This window comes from Pedobacter sp. MC2016-14 (assembly GCF_020991475.1).
Taxonomy (GTDB): domain Bacteria; phylum Bacteroidota; class Bacteroidia; order Sphingobacteriales; family Sphingobacteriaceae; genus Pedobacter.
This window is the reverse complement of the sequence record NZ_JAJMPA010000001.1, coordinates 1,104,670-1,121,589: the sequence shown is the minus strand read 5'-3', so window position 1 is coordinate 1,121,589 and position 16,920 is coordinate 1,104,670. Positions and strand designations below refer to the sequence as shown.

Below are 16,920 nucleotides of genomic sequence, written 5' to 3'. Positions count from 1 at the left end.
GCCTTTTCTATTTATAATCAATAAACACTATTTTTTCTTAGGCGCAACCTTTGGTGCCGGTGCAGAAAGTGATTTTATTCCTTCCTGAGCAGTTGCATTTTGAGGATCTAATGCCAATGCCTTGTCCCAATATAATTTAGCTTTTTCCTTATCTGCTTTGTAAGATGCAAAACCAGCAATCTGATTGTAAGATTCTAACATTCCTTTTTTAGCAGCAGGGGTTTGTTTGTCAACATGTTTTTCCAATGAATCTACATATTGTTGATAATACGGCAATTTTAATCCTTTAGGATCCGTATCGCTATCCAACAAGTTATTTACACGTCCTCTCCACAAATAAGCATCATAGGTAGTTGGCGACAATTTCGCTAATGTTGCGAAAGATGAGTCGGCTCTAACCAGGATATCTTTAGAAGGATTTGTTTTTGCACTGTATCCAGCTGCATAGTAGAAATACGAAGCCAATCCATGGTAAAAGAAGTTATACAAAGAACCTTTACCATTCGGATTTAAACGGTTAACCAATTCATAAGTAGACATTGCTTTTTTATAATTCTTAGCATCATAAAAAGATTTTGCAACTTCAGCCAATGCCTCAACTTGAGTAGAGTCCATTTGAACGGCTTTAACTAAGTTTTTAACGCCAAGGCTATCGTTACCGGTCAAAGCTTGTGCTTTACCTAAATATAAATAGTCAGAGGCGATAATACGCGTGGTATCTTTTGTTTTAGCAAAAAAGTCATTCATGTATTGCAAAGCCTGAGGATAGTTTTTATTCTCAAAAGCAGAGTAACCACGCATCCTTGATACCACTAAGCTTTTAGGGTCGTTAGGGCTAACTGTAGACAATGATGAAGCTTCAGTTTCCAAAGTTTTAAAATCGCGGGCATAGAACAAGAACTGCGCATAACGCAACCTTGAATCAAATGATTTGTCAGTTAAATCAAGGTATTTTTTGTAGTTCTCTAATGCAAGTGCAGCTTTAGCATCAAAATTTGCAGGCTCAAAGTTTGCCCACTGCATATACAGCTCTGCAAGCTCGCGGTAAGCAGGACCATAATTCACATCGCCAGCAATGGCTTCTTTTAGACGCTCTTCAGATTCAGGGAATGCCCTTGACTCCTTATACATCCGGCCAATTTGTACTATAGCCCTCAAAAGCGTTCCATCAATGTTTAATGCGCGCATATAGTTCTGTAAAGCTTCAGAGTTCTTTTTCTGTGCAGCATAATAGTCGCCCATAGCTACAAAAGTTTCTGCATCTTTATCACTTGCATCTAATTCTTCTGCTTTTTGCAGGTATGGTAATGCAGCAGCAAAATCCGGTTTTTCTGCAGCTAAATACGCCTTTCCAATATATAATTGTGGAATCCAGTCTTTTTTAGAAGCTACTTCTACCGCTTTAGCAAAATTAGTATTCGCAGATGCCGCATTATTAGATAGCAAATCTGCTTCGCCAAGACCAATGTAATTCAATGAATTTTTAGGATCAGCAGCTACACCTTTTGTAAATACAGCACGCGCTGAATCGATGTAATCTTCACGCAAGTAAACCTCGCCTAAACTATAATAATTCTCGCCTTTACTAGATTGAGAATTCACCAATGCTTTTAACATGGTGGTCGCTTTTTGGTACTGTTCGGCATCTATGGCCTTCTTTGCATCACTTAAATTCTGAGCAAAAGAGGCAGAACCCATCACTACTAAACCCAAACTTAGGGTTATTGCTTTCTTTGTCATTTTCATGGTTCGTCTATTTTTATTTAGTTGTTATGAAGCTTGCTTCGCAGGTTTCATGGTTCGTCTATTTTTATTTAGTTGTTATGAAGCTTGCTTCGCAGGTTTCATGGTTCGTCTATTTTTATTTAGTTGTTATGAAGCTTGCTTCGCAGGTTTCATAGTTCGTCTATTTTTATTTAGTTGTTATGAAGCTAACTTCTCAGGTTTTCTTCTTAATTGTTCATTTTAGCAGGCCATGAAGTTACCCATTTCAGGTTAATTTCAAAGGCTGGGCTCCAAATATATAATTTACTTTGTACTTTTCAGGTTAAATTCCCTTGAGATGATTTGATTTGGACCAAATGCAGACTTTAAAACGATTAATTGTCCCCGGGGGCTCAATAACCAGTTTGCAAAACCCGTAGCCAAGCCATCTTTACCCTCCGCATTAATAATACATATATTCCTCAAAAAAGGATAAATGCCACTAATCAGATTTGCCTGGGTCGGTTTATAATAAGCATCCCCTCCTTTTTTCCCTTTTATATTCTTAACCCCTATTAATTTCACAGCGGCCAGTGAGGAAGCCATCGTCTCCTCATTTTCCATAATCCAATTTACGCCTAATACGCCAATAAAGTTTTTATTTTCTGCAACATATTTGATAACATCGTCATTGGTCTGTAAAGTATAAACACCCTTGGCAGGCAATTCTTTAACTTTTGCCAACTCTTTAAAATACCTGATCGTGCTTGAATAAGGATTATTAAACACAAGGTTCTTTCCTGCTCCATTTCCCTGCATAATGCCAATTACTTCTTCTGCAGTTATGGTAGAGTCGCTATTATCTTTATGGGTAATCAAAGCAATTCCGTCAATGGCAAATCTGGAGGTATAAACCCGGATGCCCTTTTTTTGATAGGGTTTCTCTTCCTCTGCACTAAGTGGCCTTGATAAAACCATCGTTCTCACGCTATCGTTCAGGAAGGTTGGCAGCATTTTGCTTTCGTTACCAGGAATAATTTTAAATTCAGCATTCGGATAATCCGATTTAAAAACTTCTATTTCTTTATTTATAATACCAACGTAAGATTCGTCAACCAGCAAGGTAACCTTTCCCGATGTACGGGAAACTTCCTCTTCAGTACCTTCTTTCGCACCATTTCTACAAGAAATCAGCAGAACAAGCAAAAGTAAAAAACCAATATTCTTCATGCCTTAATTTTCTTTTGTTGAGATTAAGCGAAAAAACCTGATAATGGAGTAGACAATAAGTAATGCACCAAAAGCGATCCGGTAAACCGGCGAAATGTTAAATGGAATGTCTTTCCAGAAGATCAGATACAATCCTAAAAACAGGTAAACTAAAAAGAAAACAAGCCCTAAAATGAACAGAAATCGCTGTTGAGGCGATTTCTGCATAAATGTATTGAAGTCAAACATTTTTTATTTCTATTGAGATAAAGTAAAACTAATCGGGATGTTGTACTTAACACGAACCGGTTTACCATTCTGAATACCAGGAGTCCAGCGCGGACTAGCCTTTAATACCCGAACAGCTTCCTCATCCGTACCACCGCCCAATTTACGGTCAACTTTGATGTCTGTTAATTCACCATTTTTCTCAACCACAAAAGATAAAAATACTTTACCTTGAATGTTGTTTTCCTGTGCCATAGGAGGATATCTTACAGCTTTCTGCAAGTATTTATAGAACTTGTCCATACCGCCCGGGAAACCAGGTTGAGTTTCAATACTTACGAAATCATATACTTTAGTATCCTCTACTACCGCAGCCTGTTTAGGACCATCACCTACAGGTCCTGCAATTACGATGTCCGCATCCGGATCACCGGCAATTGTTTTTTGTCCAGGGTCTGCTTTCTTTAAATCCTCAATCTGAGGAGGCTCCTCGTCACGTACCAGCTCATCTGGCTTCACGATAGGAGGTGGAAATTTCACCTGATCCTGCTTTGGCGGCGGTGGCTCTACCGGTGGTGGTGGCGGAGTCTCCGGGTTTACAGGCGGCGGCGGTTGTACCGTTACCTCTACCTGTTTAACGATTTCATCTTCGGGAACTGCTCCTTCGATCAGGCTTAGGATCTTTGGAGTCAGAAACGCAAGTATAAATACCGTTCCTGCCAAAAGCATAGCTTTGGTTGTATTTGATGAATTTTGACGGCGAAGCTCGTAAGCGCCATAGCCCTTATTTTTCTTTTCAAAAACAACATCAAGCCATTCCTTCCCAAATAAATCTATTTTTGAACCTAACATTGCTTAATATTTAGATGTTAACATTATTATAAAATTCCTTGCTGTCTCATAAAATCTTTTTCCGAATCCAGGATGTATTCATCATCGATTGCCGGAGCAGATTTAATTTGCGCAATGTTTAATTCATCCATGATGTCAACAAAGTTTTTGTACTTTGAAGCTGAAGTTGGTTTAATCACCACAACGATTGATTTACCACTTTTAGCAAGCACGTCCTTTTTGTTCTTCATGATGGATGCTCTGATCTGACTAAAGTTCTCGATATTAGGCTGGCTTTTTCCAGCTTCACCCATATACCAGGCTACTTTATCATTCTTTCCAAGCAGGATGGTCATGGTTTGAGATGCACGAAGTTCTAACCTTTGTTCATTCTTTTCATCTTTATCCGGCTTGGCAATGTCCATAGCTATGGGCTTCGAAAGCGATGTAGTTAACATAAAGAACGTAATCAGCAAGAAAGCCAAATCCACCATCGCGGTTAAATCTACTTTCGTATTTGCTTTCTTGGTCCTTACCTTACCACCGCCTTTTTTGCCCCCGCCGGAGGTATCTAATTCTGCCATAGTTTGTTTTTATTTAGCACCGCCCTCGGCCGATGTAATTAAACTAAATTTATTAATTTTTTGTTTCTGCAGGATATCCACAATCTTTTTAACCACAGGATACTCCTCATCGGCATCTCCTTTGATACTCACACGCATTGGCGTTGAATGTAATTCGGCCACGGCATGACGGGATTGCATAATCCATTGTGCTAACTGGTTGTCAGTAGAATCCGCAGGAATTCCTGTTTCATATCCTGATGTCTTCCTTTTTTCGTTAGTCAGGTCCAACCAGGCACCTAAATTTTGAATAGGCACACCAAATGAAGGAAGTACGCTGAATCTTTTACGCTGCTCCGGGGTAAAAGTTAATTTGTATTCCGCAGCCATTTTATCCAATGTAGCGGCTTTCACATCCTGGCCTGCTACCTCATAATACACCTGTCCATGACCAATCGTAAGCTTCGCGATATCTACATCCGGAACCGGAATTTTATATGTTGAAGATGGGATTTTTATTTCCAGAGGATCAGGCTGACGTGCTGTTGCTGTTAATATAAAGAAAGTAAGCAATAGGAAAGACACGTCGCACATGGCGGTCATATCGATCGAAGTACTCTTTCTTTGAACCTTTGCTCTTGGCATAATTTTTTAAATTACTTATGTGTTATATTAATGATGCTTATTCTTCCGGTTTTCCATAAAGCCCGGTAAAAAAAATGCATTATTTTTTATTTATGCGTAGAAGCATAAGTTTGGATGATGCTAAAACCAGCTTCATCAATCGCATAAGTCAATTTATCAATTTTAGAAGTCAGAATGTTGTACATGATAATCGCAACAGTAGAAGTACCAATACCAGTAGCTGTGTTGATTAGGGCCTCAGAGATACCACTTGCAAGTGCTGCCTGATCCGGAGCTCCAGATGTAGCCAAACCACCGAAGGCCTTGATCATACCTGTTACTGTTCCCAACAGACCTGTCAATGTACCCACAGAAACCAATGTAGCTACAACAGTTAAGTTTTGCTCTAACATTGGCATCTCCAAAGTAGTTGCTTCTTCAATATCTTTTTGGATGGCAAGACATTTCTGATCTGTATCCATGTTGGTTTCAGTTTCCATCTCACGGTATTTTTTCAAACCAGATTTGATTACGTTCGCCACAGAACCTTTTTGCTTATCACACTCAGCCATAGCCGCTTCAATGTTATTAGCACTTAAAAGTCCTTGTACTTTTTTCACGAAAGCATCTAAACTTCCTGATCCTGTTGCTTTACCAATAACAATAAACCTTTCTACAGAGAATACGATTACCATTAAAAACATCCCCATTAATACTGGTACGATAACTCCCCCTTTGTAAGCCATACCTGCATAGTTACCTACTAATGGCTCTTTTGTTGGATCTCCGTCAGCAAAGTTGGCTGGATCACCCAATACAAATTTGTACAATAAAATACCTATGATAATACAGATAGGAATAACAAGGGTAGCGAATAAGTTTGAAGCTGTAGAGCTTTCTTTCTGAACTGTTGTTGGTTTTGGTGCGTTTGCCATTTTTTTTTTAGTTTTTTAGTGTTTTTTAGTTTTTAGTACTTTTTTAAATTTCAGATTACACTCCGTAATACAGTCAACGACGAATTTACACAATTGTTGCAATAACAAACCTAAAACTTTGAATTTAAATTCTATGTTAAATTTATGTTAAGCACAACGCCCATGCGTGCTGATTGTTTCCCCTCACAGAATGATCCAATGGTTTTAATTAAAAAAGATTGCCTTCTTTAGGGAGACAATCTTTCACAATTAAAACTAAAAAAAAATTGAATTGCAAATTTTTGGACAAAAAAAATAGATTAAATCGCTATTTCGCGTGTTTTTGGGACTGCCGCCAGCATTTCTTCTCCCGCAAATTCTTCAAACTGCTTAAAGTTATCTATAAAAGCTTGTGCAAGCTCGCTCGCTTTCTGATCGTATGCCGCACCTTCAGCCCAGGTATTTCTGGGATTTAAAATTTCTGCCGGGACATTTGGACAACTCATCGGCATCATCAACCCAAACACAGGATGTTCGGCAAATCCAACTTCATCCAGCAGTCCATCCATAGCGGCCGTAATCATGGCCCGTGTGTAAGCAAGTTTCATCCTTGTCCCTGTTCCATATACACCGCCGGTCCAGCCAGTATTAATCAACCAGACCTTTACGTTATGCTTTTTCAGCTTCTCCCCCAGCAATTCTGCATACTTTGTGGGATGCAGCGGCAAAAAGGCCTTTCCAAAGCAGGCCGAAAAGGTAAGCTGTGGTTCTGTAACACCCGCTTCAGTACCTGCTACCTTTGCCGTATAGCCAGAAATAAAATGAAACATAGCCTGTCCCGCAGTCAATTTTGAAATAGGCGGCAGCACACCAAAGGCGTCAGCAGTTAAAAAGAAGATGTTCTTAGGAACGTTTCCTACCGAAGGTATTACAGCATTAGAAATGTAATCAATGGGATAAGCGACCCTGGTATTCTCCGTTTTTCTGATGTCCGAAAAATCTACAATTCGCGTTCCGGCAAAATAATTGACATTCTCCAGTAACGCACCAAAACGTACCGCATTAAATATCTGGGGCTCCTTTTCAAAACTAAGGTCTACACATTTCGCATAACACCCACCTTCAAAATTAAAAACGGTTTCCCTTCCCCAACCATGCTCATCATCCCCAATCAGCCCCCGTTTAGGGTCCGCAGAAAGCGTCGTTTTTCCTGTTCCAGATAAACCGAAGAAAATAGCCGTATCGCCATCTTCGCCAATATTCGCAGAGCAATGCATAGGAAGCATGCCATGATTTTGAGGCAAAATAAAATTTAATACAGAGAATATGCCCTTTTTAATTTCCCCTGTATAACCCGTGCCGCCAATCAGGATGATCTTTCTGCTAAAGTTGAGGATCGAAAAGTTAGGCTGTCTTGTACCATCCAAAACAGGATTCGCTAAAAAAGAGGGCGCAGCAACCACAGTCCATTCCGGGTCACTCCCTTCATTATCTTCCGCTTCCTGGTTTCCGTACCGCAAGAACAGATTGTGCGCGAAAAGATTCTGATAAGCCCTTTCCGTAACTACCCTAATGGATGTTTTAAATGCCGGATCTGCACAGGCATAGGCATCACGTACATAAAACTTATTTTTATTGAGGTGCTCAGTTACCTGATCATATAAGCTGTCAAAATGAGCGGGACTAAATTTTATATTGATTTCTCCCCAAAATACACTGTCACGTGTAAGGTCGTCATAGACTATGAACCTATCCTTTGGTGATCGGCCGGTAAACTCACCAGTGTCTATGGCCAGCGCTCCGCTGTCAGCGAGCGTGCCTTCCCCATTTTTTAATGCTTCTTCAACCAACTGTGGTACATCCAGCTGATATAAAGCCCTTTCTGCATTTAAATTCAAACGACTTAAGTCAGGCTTGTTTTTAAAAACTTTGCTCATACATAATAAGTTTATGCAGCAAAGTTATACAGATAAAAAGGCAGGAGGTATTTTTTTACCAGGTATTTTTAACTTATTGTCCCGGATACACTATTCCATAATACATTGACCATAAATACATTACTCTATTTATCCGCCAGATTTTTTAACTTTAAAACCTTCCTTTTGCAGCAGTAAAATAACCTTGTCTCTAAAATCTCCCTGAATCAAAATTTCCCCGTCCTTTGCTGCCCCGCCAACACCGCATTTGCTTTTTAGTGTTTTTGCCAGCTTGTCCAGTTCTTCCTCCGTTCCCGCAAACCCGGTAATTAAAGTAACAGCCTTACCGCCGCGGTTTTTACGGTCAAGCGTCACCCTAAGATCTTGCTGGTTATTGGGTAATGCTTCCCGGGGACTTTGCTCCTCTTCTTCGTAGACAAACCCAGGATCCGTAGAATACATGATTCCACCAAAATCATTCAATACTTTCTTTTTAGTGCTCATAACGGTGTAATGATTTGCAAAGATAAGGGATCAACGGTGATCTCAATGTCAGCACCCATAAAAAATGGCTCCCCATCAATGTGGATGGCTGCATCTGCCTCCCTCCCAATTTGAATATGCTTACCCCTGATGATCTCTACCAGCTCAGAGTGATCGGTTTTAGCCAATATCATTTCCATTGCCAATACAGGCATTTTATACAATGGAAACTTTTTAATGATGCATACATCCAATAAGCCATCGGTAACTGAGGCCCGCGGGGATACATGCGCATTGTTGCCGTACTGTGAAGAATTTGCAATGCTAACTACAAAAGCTTTTCTGCTGTATGCAATTCCATCAACAGTAATATCATATTGCTGAGCTTTATAGTCCATCATTTCTTTTAAACCCAGTTTTACATAACCCGATAAGCCACGTTTTTTATTACCTGCAAAAATTGAACTGATGTGGGCATCGAAACCCATCCCTGCCATGTTAAAAAAGTATTTATCGTTAAATGTGGCCGTATCAATTTTAGAAATATGTAATTTATTGATCACCTCAATAGCGCCCTTCGTGTTCATGGGGATTTTTAAAAACCGGGCCAGGCCATTGCCCGAGCCAAACGGAATAATCCCCAGCACTTTATTGCTTTTCATCACCTTGGTACCAATCTCATTAATGGTACCATCGCCACCCACAGCTACAATGACGTCAAAATTATGATTTGCAGCTTCCTCAGCTATTTCCGCCGCATGCCCTACGTATTCCGTAAAACTAAAATTAGCGTTAAACTGCCTATGGTCCAGATGGGCCTCAATAATTCCCGGGATCTTTAATTTATTCTTTCCTCCCGATATCGGGTTGATGATAAATAGGATGTTAGTTTTTGTCAAAATGCCTGATTAAGATTCTACAAAATAATTGATATTTTTTGACTATTTGAATATATAGTGTAATTTTGAACCATAAAAGTGGACTGATTTGCGATGCTATCTAAAAATAGCGGGATTGCAACCACGTAAAAAAAAGTGCTAACCATTAATACACTTCCTTTTACCGCCTGTATTTACAGGGTCAAACTCCATTTTATATAATTGTACATTGTAAAAATTAATTATTTAAAATGCCTTATTTATTTACGTCAGAATCTGTTTCTGAAGGCCATCCTGATAAAATTGCAGATCAAATATCAGACGCATTAATTGATAACTTTCTAGCTTTCGATGCCGAGTCGAAAGTTGCCTGCGAAACCCTGGTAACAACTGGTCAGGTAATCTTAGCCGGAGAAGTAAAGTCTAAAACTTATCTGGATGTTCAGCAAATTGCCAGGGACGTAATTAAGAAAATCGGCTATACCAAAAGCGAATATATGTTTGAAGCAAACTCATGTGGCATTTTATCTGCCATACATGAGCAGTCGCAAGACATTAACCAGGGTGTAGACAGAACTACTAAAGAAGAACAAGGTGCTGGTGATCAGGGAATGATGTTTGGTTATGCAACTAACGAAACTGAGAACTATATGCCATTGGCACTGGATTTATCTCATACCTTACTGCAGGAATTAGCAATTTTAAGACGCGAAAATAAAGAAATCACTTATTTACGCCCTGATGCTAAATCACAGGTAACACTGGAATACAGCGACAACAACAAACCGCTTCGCATTGCGGCCATTGTAATTTCTACACAACACGACGATTTTGACGAAGAAGCAACCATGCTGGCTAAAATCAAAAACGACCTGATCACGATCTTAATTCCAAGGATCATCGCCAAATATCCTCAATATGCACATTTCTTTAACGATCAGATTGAATACCACATCAACCCTACAGGTAAATTTGTAATTGGTGGTCCTCATGGCGATACTGGCCTAACAGGCCGTAAAATCATTGTAGATACTTATGGTGGTAAAGGTGCGCATGGTGGTGGTGCCTTCTCCGGAAAAGATCCTTCTAAAGTAGACCGTTCTGCTGCTTATGCTACCCGTCATATTGCAAAGAACCTGGTAGCAGCTGGTGTTGCTGATGAAATACTGGTACAGGTAAGTTATGCTATCGGTGTTGCTAAACCAATGGGTATTTATATCAATACCTATGGAACTTCAAAAGTAAAACTTAATGATGGCGAGATAGCTAAAATTGTTGAAGAAATATTTGACATGCGCCCGTATTTTATTGAGCAACGCTTAAAATTAAGAAACCCTATTTATAGCGAAACAGCAGCATATGGCCACATGGGCAGAAAACCAGAAACGGTGACCAAAACCTTCAGAACGCCAAACGGCGAGGAAAAGGTGTTGACAGTAGAACTTTTTACCTGGGAAAAACTAGACTTCACAGATAAAGTTAAAGCAGCTTTTTCATTTGTTTAAATTTCTTGTTTAACTGTTATGAAGCTATCAGATTTATTCATCCCAAGTGTGGTTGATAAATCATGATGGTTTCATTATAATTTATCAAACCTTTTCAAACCCTGGTTGTTTTATAACATATAAAAACAAATGTTATGGAACAGCCAGTAGAAATGAATACGCTAAGCCAGATCTTAGAAAAATTAAGGCAAAAAGGCTTTGATAACGAAATAAAAATGACCGATCATGGGAAAATGCAGGGTGTTGGATTTAACAAAATCTATAATCCTGAAGACCTTACCATTATAAAAACTTATCGCTTTGAAGGGGATTCTGATCCGGCAGACAATTCCGTCTTGTATCTGTTGGAAGATAAAGATGGCCAAATCGGATACATTATGGATGCCTACGGCATGTATAGCTCTCAGGGCGTGGCAGGATTTGATGATTTCTTAAAAAAGATCCCAACGGCAGACCGCGACTTGCAGGAGTTATTCTGTTAACCAGATAAATCTAATATGAGGGAACCCCAAAAGGTTCCCTTCTTTATTGAAATACAATTTTACCGAAATATTCAGGAACGTGAAAATCTGGCTCCAGTCGCTGTATCGGGTTCCAGGTCAGGAAATGCGGCTTCGGCAAATCATCACCACACTTATAAAAATTAGCCTTACAAACGAGCCCATTCAGGCTCGTTATTTCATTAAATTCAAAAACTTCTGTTGGAATGTAGAGCACCATCTCCCAATTAAACCTTTTACCGTACTGTTCAGTTTTAGCCATCGGAATAATCTTTTTCACGGTAGAAACCGGCATAAGGTGTCGCTTTGTCCGCTTTGTACCATAAGCCATCTTCCCAACGCCAAGACTATTGAACTCGATGTTATAATAGCCATCATCATTAAAAGAGATAAAAAACTCAACACAATTGTCTTTGTTAACCGCTGAATTGACTGGCCTCTGCCGGGATTGAAAATAGTCATCCTTCACATAATATTTTATCAAAATCGCGGAATCCAGGTGCGCAATAGTATAGCTTGCCTTACAATCCGTTGCATACTCCGGCCAGGACTCATTATTAAGCCGCTGTGCGGGTAAATTGTCCAGCACAGCAGAACAGCTGTCAAAATCAGTCACAGCCAAACCGACAACTGGTACTTCAACGACTTCCGCTAAACGTTGCAAACCGACTTTCATTTTAAAAGGCTGCTACTATCCTGATCCAAAAACAACGATACATCCGGGTGATTGCGCAAGATAGTAGAAGGGTATTCGGTAGAAATGTCCTCATTTAAGGTATTCCATACCGCTTGTGCCTTTGTCAAACCAGGAACCACGCAAATGATGTGTTTTGCCTTCAATAAAGCCGGGATGGTTAGGGTTACCGCATGTGTAGGCACCTCCTCAATAGATTTAAAGCAGCCGTCATTCACCTGCTGTTGTCTGCATACCAGGTCCAATTCCACAATCTTTACCGCTTTTGCGTCTGCAAAATCCGCAACCGGGGGATCGTTAAATGCAATGTGGCCATTTTCTCCAATACCCATGCAAACCACATCTACCGGAAACTGGTCCAGCAAGTCGCTGTATGCCACATCCCTCAGGTAGTTTACGGTTTTGAACGGTACCTTTTCAAATAAGCGGCTACTTAAAAAATTACCAAATCCCTGCGGTGCAGCCTCATCCAGCCCAATGTATTCATCCATATGAAATGCATTGATGCGTGACCAATCAATATCCAATGTAATCAATTCCTCCAAAAATTCATTTTGAGAGGGTGCCGCTGCAAAAATTACATTTACAACCGGTTGTGCCAGCAACAAGGCATTTATTCTTTCACTTGCAACTTCCGCTGCATGGATGCCCATTTGTTTCCTGTTTTCAAATATATTTACCGCCAAATGAGCGGCATCATTGATTTCTGTCATTTCCATTATTTTAAATCTTTAAGCTTTTGAATACACTACTTTCCCCTTTACCATTGTGGTAAAAATATTGATGTCCTGATCAAAAATTACCACATCTGCATCTTTCCCTGGTTGTAAGGAACCTGTAAAGGCATCCACCTTCATAATCTCCGCTGGTGTTGCAGAAATCATCTTCACGGCTTCCAGCAAGGGAACATCTGCAAGCCTAACCATATTTCTTACCAGGCGGTCAGCGGTCGCTACACTGCCCGCAAAAGCACTGCGATCTGTTAGTTTGGCTACATTGTCTTCTACAATTACAGGAAGACCATCCTTAAGACTTCCTAAAATACTCGGGCCAGGAGGCATCCCTGCGGCACGCATCGCATCTGTTATCAAGGCAGTCTTCTCCGCACCTTTAATCTTATAAACGAGTTTTAGCAACGCTGGCGGCAGGTGTACCCCATCTGCAATAATCTCTACACTCATGCCATCCAATAAATATGCGCTTTCTACCACGCCGGCGTAACGGTAGGCATTTCGCCTGGAAACCCCTGACATACAGGAGTAGAAATGAGTAGCGTGAGTAAATCCCCTTTCATAAGCAGCTAAAACTTCTTCATAAATGGCATCGGTATGCGCAATTGCCGCTAAAACACCTTTCTTACGAAGAAAATCTCCAAATTCAAGTGCGCCTTTAAGTTCAGGGGCGGCACTCCAGCGTTTAATGATGGACGAATAAGACAGGATTTCCTCATATTCCTCTACAATAGGATCCCGGATATACCTCGGGTCTTGGGCGCCCTTTTGCAACATAGAAAAATAAGGGCCTTCAATATGCATCCCTATAAACCTTGCGCCAGCAATATTCAGCTGATCTGCCTCAGTATAAAGATCCAGCGTTTTCAGCAAGTCGGCCTTTTCGCAGCTTAAGGTTGTTGGCGTCATGGCTGTTGTACCATATTTGGCATGCGTTTCCGCAATTCCCAGAAAAGCCTCCAGGGTATTGTCCATAAAATCGTGTCCCCCGCCACCATGTACATGAATGTCGATAAAGCCCGGAGAAATATACATGCCTTTCGCATCTATCAGCTCAGCGCCTTCAAAATCTATATTGTTTTCAGTCACTTCAACAATCTTTCCCTGCGCTATCAATACACAGCCGCCTTTAATCAGCCGGTGTGGAGTAAGGATGATGCCATTGTAAATCTTAATTCTATCTGTAAAAATCATTTTTTAACTAAGTCTATTTTTTAAAAACCCAATGTTTGATTTTAAATCCATACATCGCATAAAAGGCCAGGTAAACATAACAAGGCAGTAAAACCCAGTATGCCGTACGTAAATCGTATTGGTCAGCAAAATGGCCATATATCAAAGGCAGAATGGCATTGCCGCTCAACCCCATAATGAGCAGTGAGGCACCGATTTTAATGTAACGTCCTAAACCATCCAGGGCAAGTGGCCAAACTCCCGCCCAGATCATGGAATTGGCAAAACCCAGCAACACCACAAACCAGATGGAAATATCTGCTGCATGGCCGAACAGTTGTACCTGACCGTGTGTGTAAATAATAAGGAAGGTAAAAACGGCACCCAACAGTGTGCAGAACCGTAATGCCAAAACTTGCGAAATATATTTGGGAATTAAAGAGATCCCTAAAGTGTACCCGATTATGGTTGCGCCCAAAGTATAAGAGGGGAAAACCTTAGCCTCCAACAAAGGAATATCCATAGAACGGGCATAACCGATTACGGTATCTACTGCTATTACCTGCGAACCAACGTGGACAAATATCGCAAAGGCACCCAATATCAAATGAGGAAACTGGAAGATACTGGTTTTACCAGATGTCTGTTCGGCAACATCTTCTGCTTCTGTGTCGGTATCAATTTCCGGCAAGGGAGAAAAGCGGATAAACAGCCCCAGGCCTACCAATACCACTGCAACGATACTATAAGGAATAATGACCCGACGAATCAATTCATCTAAAGCGGCATCTTTTGCTGCGCCAGTCATGGTTTTAAGCTGTTCAAACAACTCGGTATCAGTAGAGCGTAAAATGGCCGCAGCAAACAACAATGGGGCAATAATGCCTGCAAACTTATTACAAATCCCCATAATACTAAAGCGCTTTGCCGCGCTTTCCTTAGGGCCTAAAATAGTGACGTACGGATTGGCTGCAGTCTGTAAAATTGCCAGGCCAATCCCCAGTGTAAACAAGCCTGTTAAAAACAACTCATAAGTCCTGCTGAGTGCGGCTGGCACAAATATCAAAGCCCCTACAGCCATTACCCAAAAGCCAATCATCATTCCATTTTTAAAACCGGCCTTTTTTAACAAAAAAGAAGCGGGTACAGACATCAGCAAATAAGAGATGTAAAAGGCGAACGCAACCAGGTAAGACTGAAAATTGGTCAGCTCACAGGCTATCTTAAAATAAGGGATCAGGATGGCATTGATCCAGGTTACAAAACCAAAAATAAAAAACAGTACTCCTATAATGATAATCGAGATCAAATTTTCCCTTTTACTGAGCCCGCCTATTTCTGAAACCGTGATTTTCTTTCTCAAAATATTGTTATTTAATGTTAACTAATGCAACATTTGACACTTATTCTTTTATTCTTTAATGCCCGCTAAACGATTATAAAGCACCTTGATTTTTGCGTTCCGTAAATCGTTTTCCTCTTTAAGCTCTGAGGGGTAAAGCGTATTCCCGTTTAACTTGATAAAGCGTTTGTCTAAATCTCCAGTTCGCAGAGATTTAAGCTTTTTAATCGCATCAGGCACCTGTTCTGCGGTAAATGATGGAGAATTTGCCAGGATCTCCACGCTCATATACGTTAGGTACTGCTGCCTGATATCAGCCATCAGCCGATAGTGTTCAAACTCCTCCTGATTCTTTTCAGGTTTAAGATTCCGCAAAACATTGGCAGCATAGATCGTGCTATCCAACAGTTGGTTGATACTTAATGCCGAGCCGATCACTTTACCCTGGTTTACTTCGTAAGAAGTGGTGTTGATGGCTTTCCAGAAATTAAGTGCAGCCGCTTGATCAAAACCGTAATTGGTATAACAATAGTTTTGCACAAAATCCATGATGGCAAGTGGCTTATTGGTTTTAATCGCCTCAAAATAGGCGGCTATCAACATATTGAATCCCGTAATCGGATATACACGGCGAATGGCATAGAGATCCACAATGTCACGGGCACTTTCCAAAACCGGCGAATACAATCCTGAAGTTGACCACGAGGTCATGACCATCCCCTTATAACCCATATTTTCGGCGAAAGGCAAAAAATCATGAATATTCTTAAAGTGCTTTTCCCATTGAGTTAAAAAGTAATTGTCAGGACTGCTCCTGATAGATGGCGATCCCCATATTTCAAAACCACTCTCCATTAATTTTTTATGGTCACCAAACTTGTTAAGGTCCCATCCATAATTCCAGTCCACAAAAATAGTTTGCTTAGGCAGGGAGCTTAATGCTTCGGGATATTTTAAAGCAATATCCGCCCAAAGCACAGGACGCTTCCCTAAACTCACGACAATATCACACAGCAATTTAATATAATCGCCATATAAACGGCCCATACCAACCTGGGCCACTTTTTTCTTAGACTGTTCAGACTTGCCCAGCAAGTAGGTTTCATCGCCTCCAATGTGGATGTAAGGAGAGGTATGGGTAGAAATCAAATCCTTATACAGGTCTGTAAACAGTGCTGCGTTTCCCTTCTCCTGGAGCGGATTTACCTGCGAATAATCTTTCTGATCTTCTCGAAGCTCAGCATATTTATAGTGACGCAAAATATACTCCACATGCCCGAAGCTCTGCTGCAAAGGAATCACATCAATGCCAATAGAGGTACAATAGGCTATAAAGGATTTCACTTCTTCACGAGTATAAGCATATCGGTTTGCTATGAGTGGTTGGTTTTTAAAGGGATAAGTAGCTTCCCATTCCATCACCAACGTATTTATACCATTCTGGCTTAGCTTTAACGCAAAAGCCTTCAACGCCGGCATTTTCATCACCTGCACACGTAAATCAAGATGGAAGCCTTTAACCGGAAATGGTGATGTCTGAGCATGAACACTGCTAAGCACAAACAACAGCAGCCCTAATAAAAAGTAGCGTTTGTTCATTTTTAATTTTCTGTTTATCATATCTC

At 40.5% G+C, this 16,920-nt stretch carries 16 protein-coding genes; 2 read left to right on the top strand and 14 right to left on the bottom strand.

The genetic code is table 11. The annotated features are described in order from the left end of the window. Positions 1-27: 27 nt before the first annotated feature. The 9 genes from LPB86_RS04675 to LPB86_RS04635 all read right to left on the bottom strand — a co-directional run bounded on the left by LPB86_RS04675 (position 28) and on the right by LPB86_RS04635 (position 9,371). A complete protein-coding gene (locus LPB86_RS04675; protein WP_230641452.1) occupies positions 28-1,746 on the bottom strand; it encodes a hypothetical protein in 1,719 nt (572 codons plus the stop codon). A gap of 282 nt (positions 1,747-2,028) precedes the next feature. Further along, positions 2,029-2,934, bottom strand: coding sequence for a PstS family phosphate ABC transporter substrate-binding protein (locus LPB86_RS04670; RefSeq protein WP_230641450.1), 906 nt, complete (start codon positions 2,932-2,934; stop codon positions 2,029-2,031). Positions 2,935-3,171: 237 nt separating this feature from the next. Then, positions 3,172-3,993, bottom strand: a complete 822-nt coding sequence (locus LPB86_RS04665; RefSeq protein ID WP_230641448.1) for an energy transducer TonB — start codon at positions 3,991-3,993, stop codon at positions 3,172-3,174. 26 nt (positions 3,994-4,019) lie between these two features. Next, positions 4,020-4,556: a biopolymer transporter ExbD gene (locus LPB86_RS04660; protein ID WP_230641446.1), complete on the bottom strand. Its 537-nt coding sequence runs from the start codon at positions 4,554-4,556 to the stop codon at positions 4,020-4,022. Between the two features lie 9 nt (positions 4,557-4,565). Beyond that, on the bottom strand, positions 4,566-5,180 hold the full coding sequence (locus LPB86_RS04655) for a biopolymer transporter ExbD (protein ID WP_230641444.1): 615 nt from the start codon (positions 5,178-5,180) through the stop codon (positions 4,566-4,568). An 86-nt stretch (positions 5,181-5,266) separates the two neighbouring features. Next, on the bottom strand, positions 5,267-6,094 hold the full coding sequence (locus tag LPB86_RS04650; protein ID WP_230641442.1) for a MotA/TolQ/ExbB proton channel family protein: 828 nt from the start codon (positions 6,092-6,094) through the stop codon (positions 5,267-5,269). Positions 6,095-6,393: 299 nt separating this feature from the next. Continuing rightward, positions 6,394-8,010 carry a phosphoenolpyruvate carboxykinase (ATP) gene (gene pckA, locus LPB86_RS04645; protein WP_230641440.1) on the bottom strand — a complete coding sequence of 539 codons (1,617 nt, stop codon included), beginning with the start codon at positions 8,008-8,010 and terminating at the stop codon, positions 6,394-6,396. A gap of 129 nt (positions 8,011-8,139) precedes the next feature. Further along, positions 8,140-8,493, bottom strand: coding sequence for a translation initiation factor (locus LPB86_RS04640; protein ID WP_230641438.1), 354 nt, complete (start codon positions 8,491-8,493; stop codon positions 8,140-8,142). Beyond that, positions 8,490-9,371 carry a diacylglycerol kinase family protein gene (locus LPB86_RS04635; protein WP_230641436.1) on the bottom strand — a complete coding sequence of 294 codons (882 nt, stop codon included), beginning with the start codon at positions 9,369-9,371 and terminating at the stop codon, positions 8,490-8,492. The genes LPB86_RS04640 and LPB86_RS04635 overlap by 4 nt, the downstream gene beginning before the upstream one ends. A 230-nt stretch (positions 9,372-9,601) precedes the next feature. On the opposite strand from LPB86_RS04635, the gene metK reads away from it, so the two are divergent. Next, positions 9,602-10,855: a methionine adenosyltransferase gene (gene metK, locus LPB86_RS04630; RefSeq protein ID WP_230641434.1), complete on the top strand. Its 1,254-nt coding sequence runs from the start codon at positions 9,602-9,604 to the stop codon at positions 10,853-10,855. Positions 10,856-10,989: 134 nt separating this feature from the next. Beyond that, complete coding sequence (locus LPB86_RS04625) at positions 10,990-11,337, top strand: hypothetical protein (protein ID WP_230641431.1); 348 nt, start codon at positions 10,990-10,992, stop codon at positions 11,335-11,337. 43 nt (positions 11,338-11,380) lie between these two features. Here LPB86_RS04625 and LPB86_RS04620 read toward each other — a convergent pair whose 3' ends face one another. From LPB86_RS04620 to LPB86_RS04600, 5 genes are read right to left on the bottom strand one after another with little or no spacing between them, the layout of a single operon-like run. Continuing rightward, positions 11,381-12,019 (bottom strand): carbohydrate-binding family 9-like protein, encoded by a 639-nt coding sequence (locus LPB86_RS04620; RefSeq protein ID WP_230641429.1) that lies wholly within the window; start codon positions 12,017-12,019, stop codon positions 11,381-11,383. Positions 12,020-12,027: 8 nt separating this feature from the next. Continuing rightward, a complete protein-coding gene (locus LPB86_RS04615; protein WP_230641427.1) occupies positions 12,028-12,768 on the bottom strand; it encodes a glucosamine-6-phosphate deaminase in 741 nt (246 codons plus the stop codon). A gap of 12 nt (positions 12,769-12,780) precedes the next feature. Next, the gene (gene nagA / locus LPB86_RS04610) at positions 12,781-13,974 is read right to left on the bottom strand and encodes an N-acetylglucosamine-6-phosphate deacetylase (RefSeq protein ID WP_230641425.1); all 1,194 of its coding nucleotides are present in this window, start codon (positions 13,972-13,974) and stop codon (positions 12,781-12,783) included. A gap of 13 nt (positions 13,975-13,987) precedes the next feature. Next, on the bottom strand, positions 13,988-15,316 hold the full coding sequence (locus tag LPB86_RS04605) for a sugar MFS transporter (protein ID WP_230641423.1): 1,329 nt from the start codon (positions 15,314-15,316) through the stop codon (positions 13,988-13,990). A gap of 48 nt (positions 15,317-15,364) precedes the next feature. Then, positions 15,365-16,915, bottom strand: coding sequence for a beta-N-acetylhexosaminidase (locus LPB86_RS04600; RefSeq protein ID WP_230641420.1), 1,551 nt, complete (start codon positions 16,913-16,915; stop codon positions 15,365-15,367). Positions 16,916-16,920 lie beyond the last annotated feature (5 nt).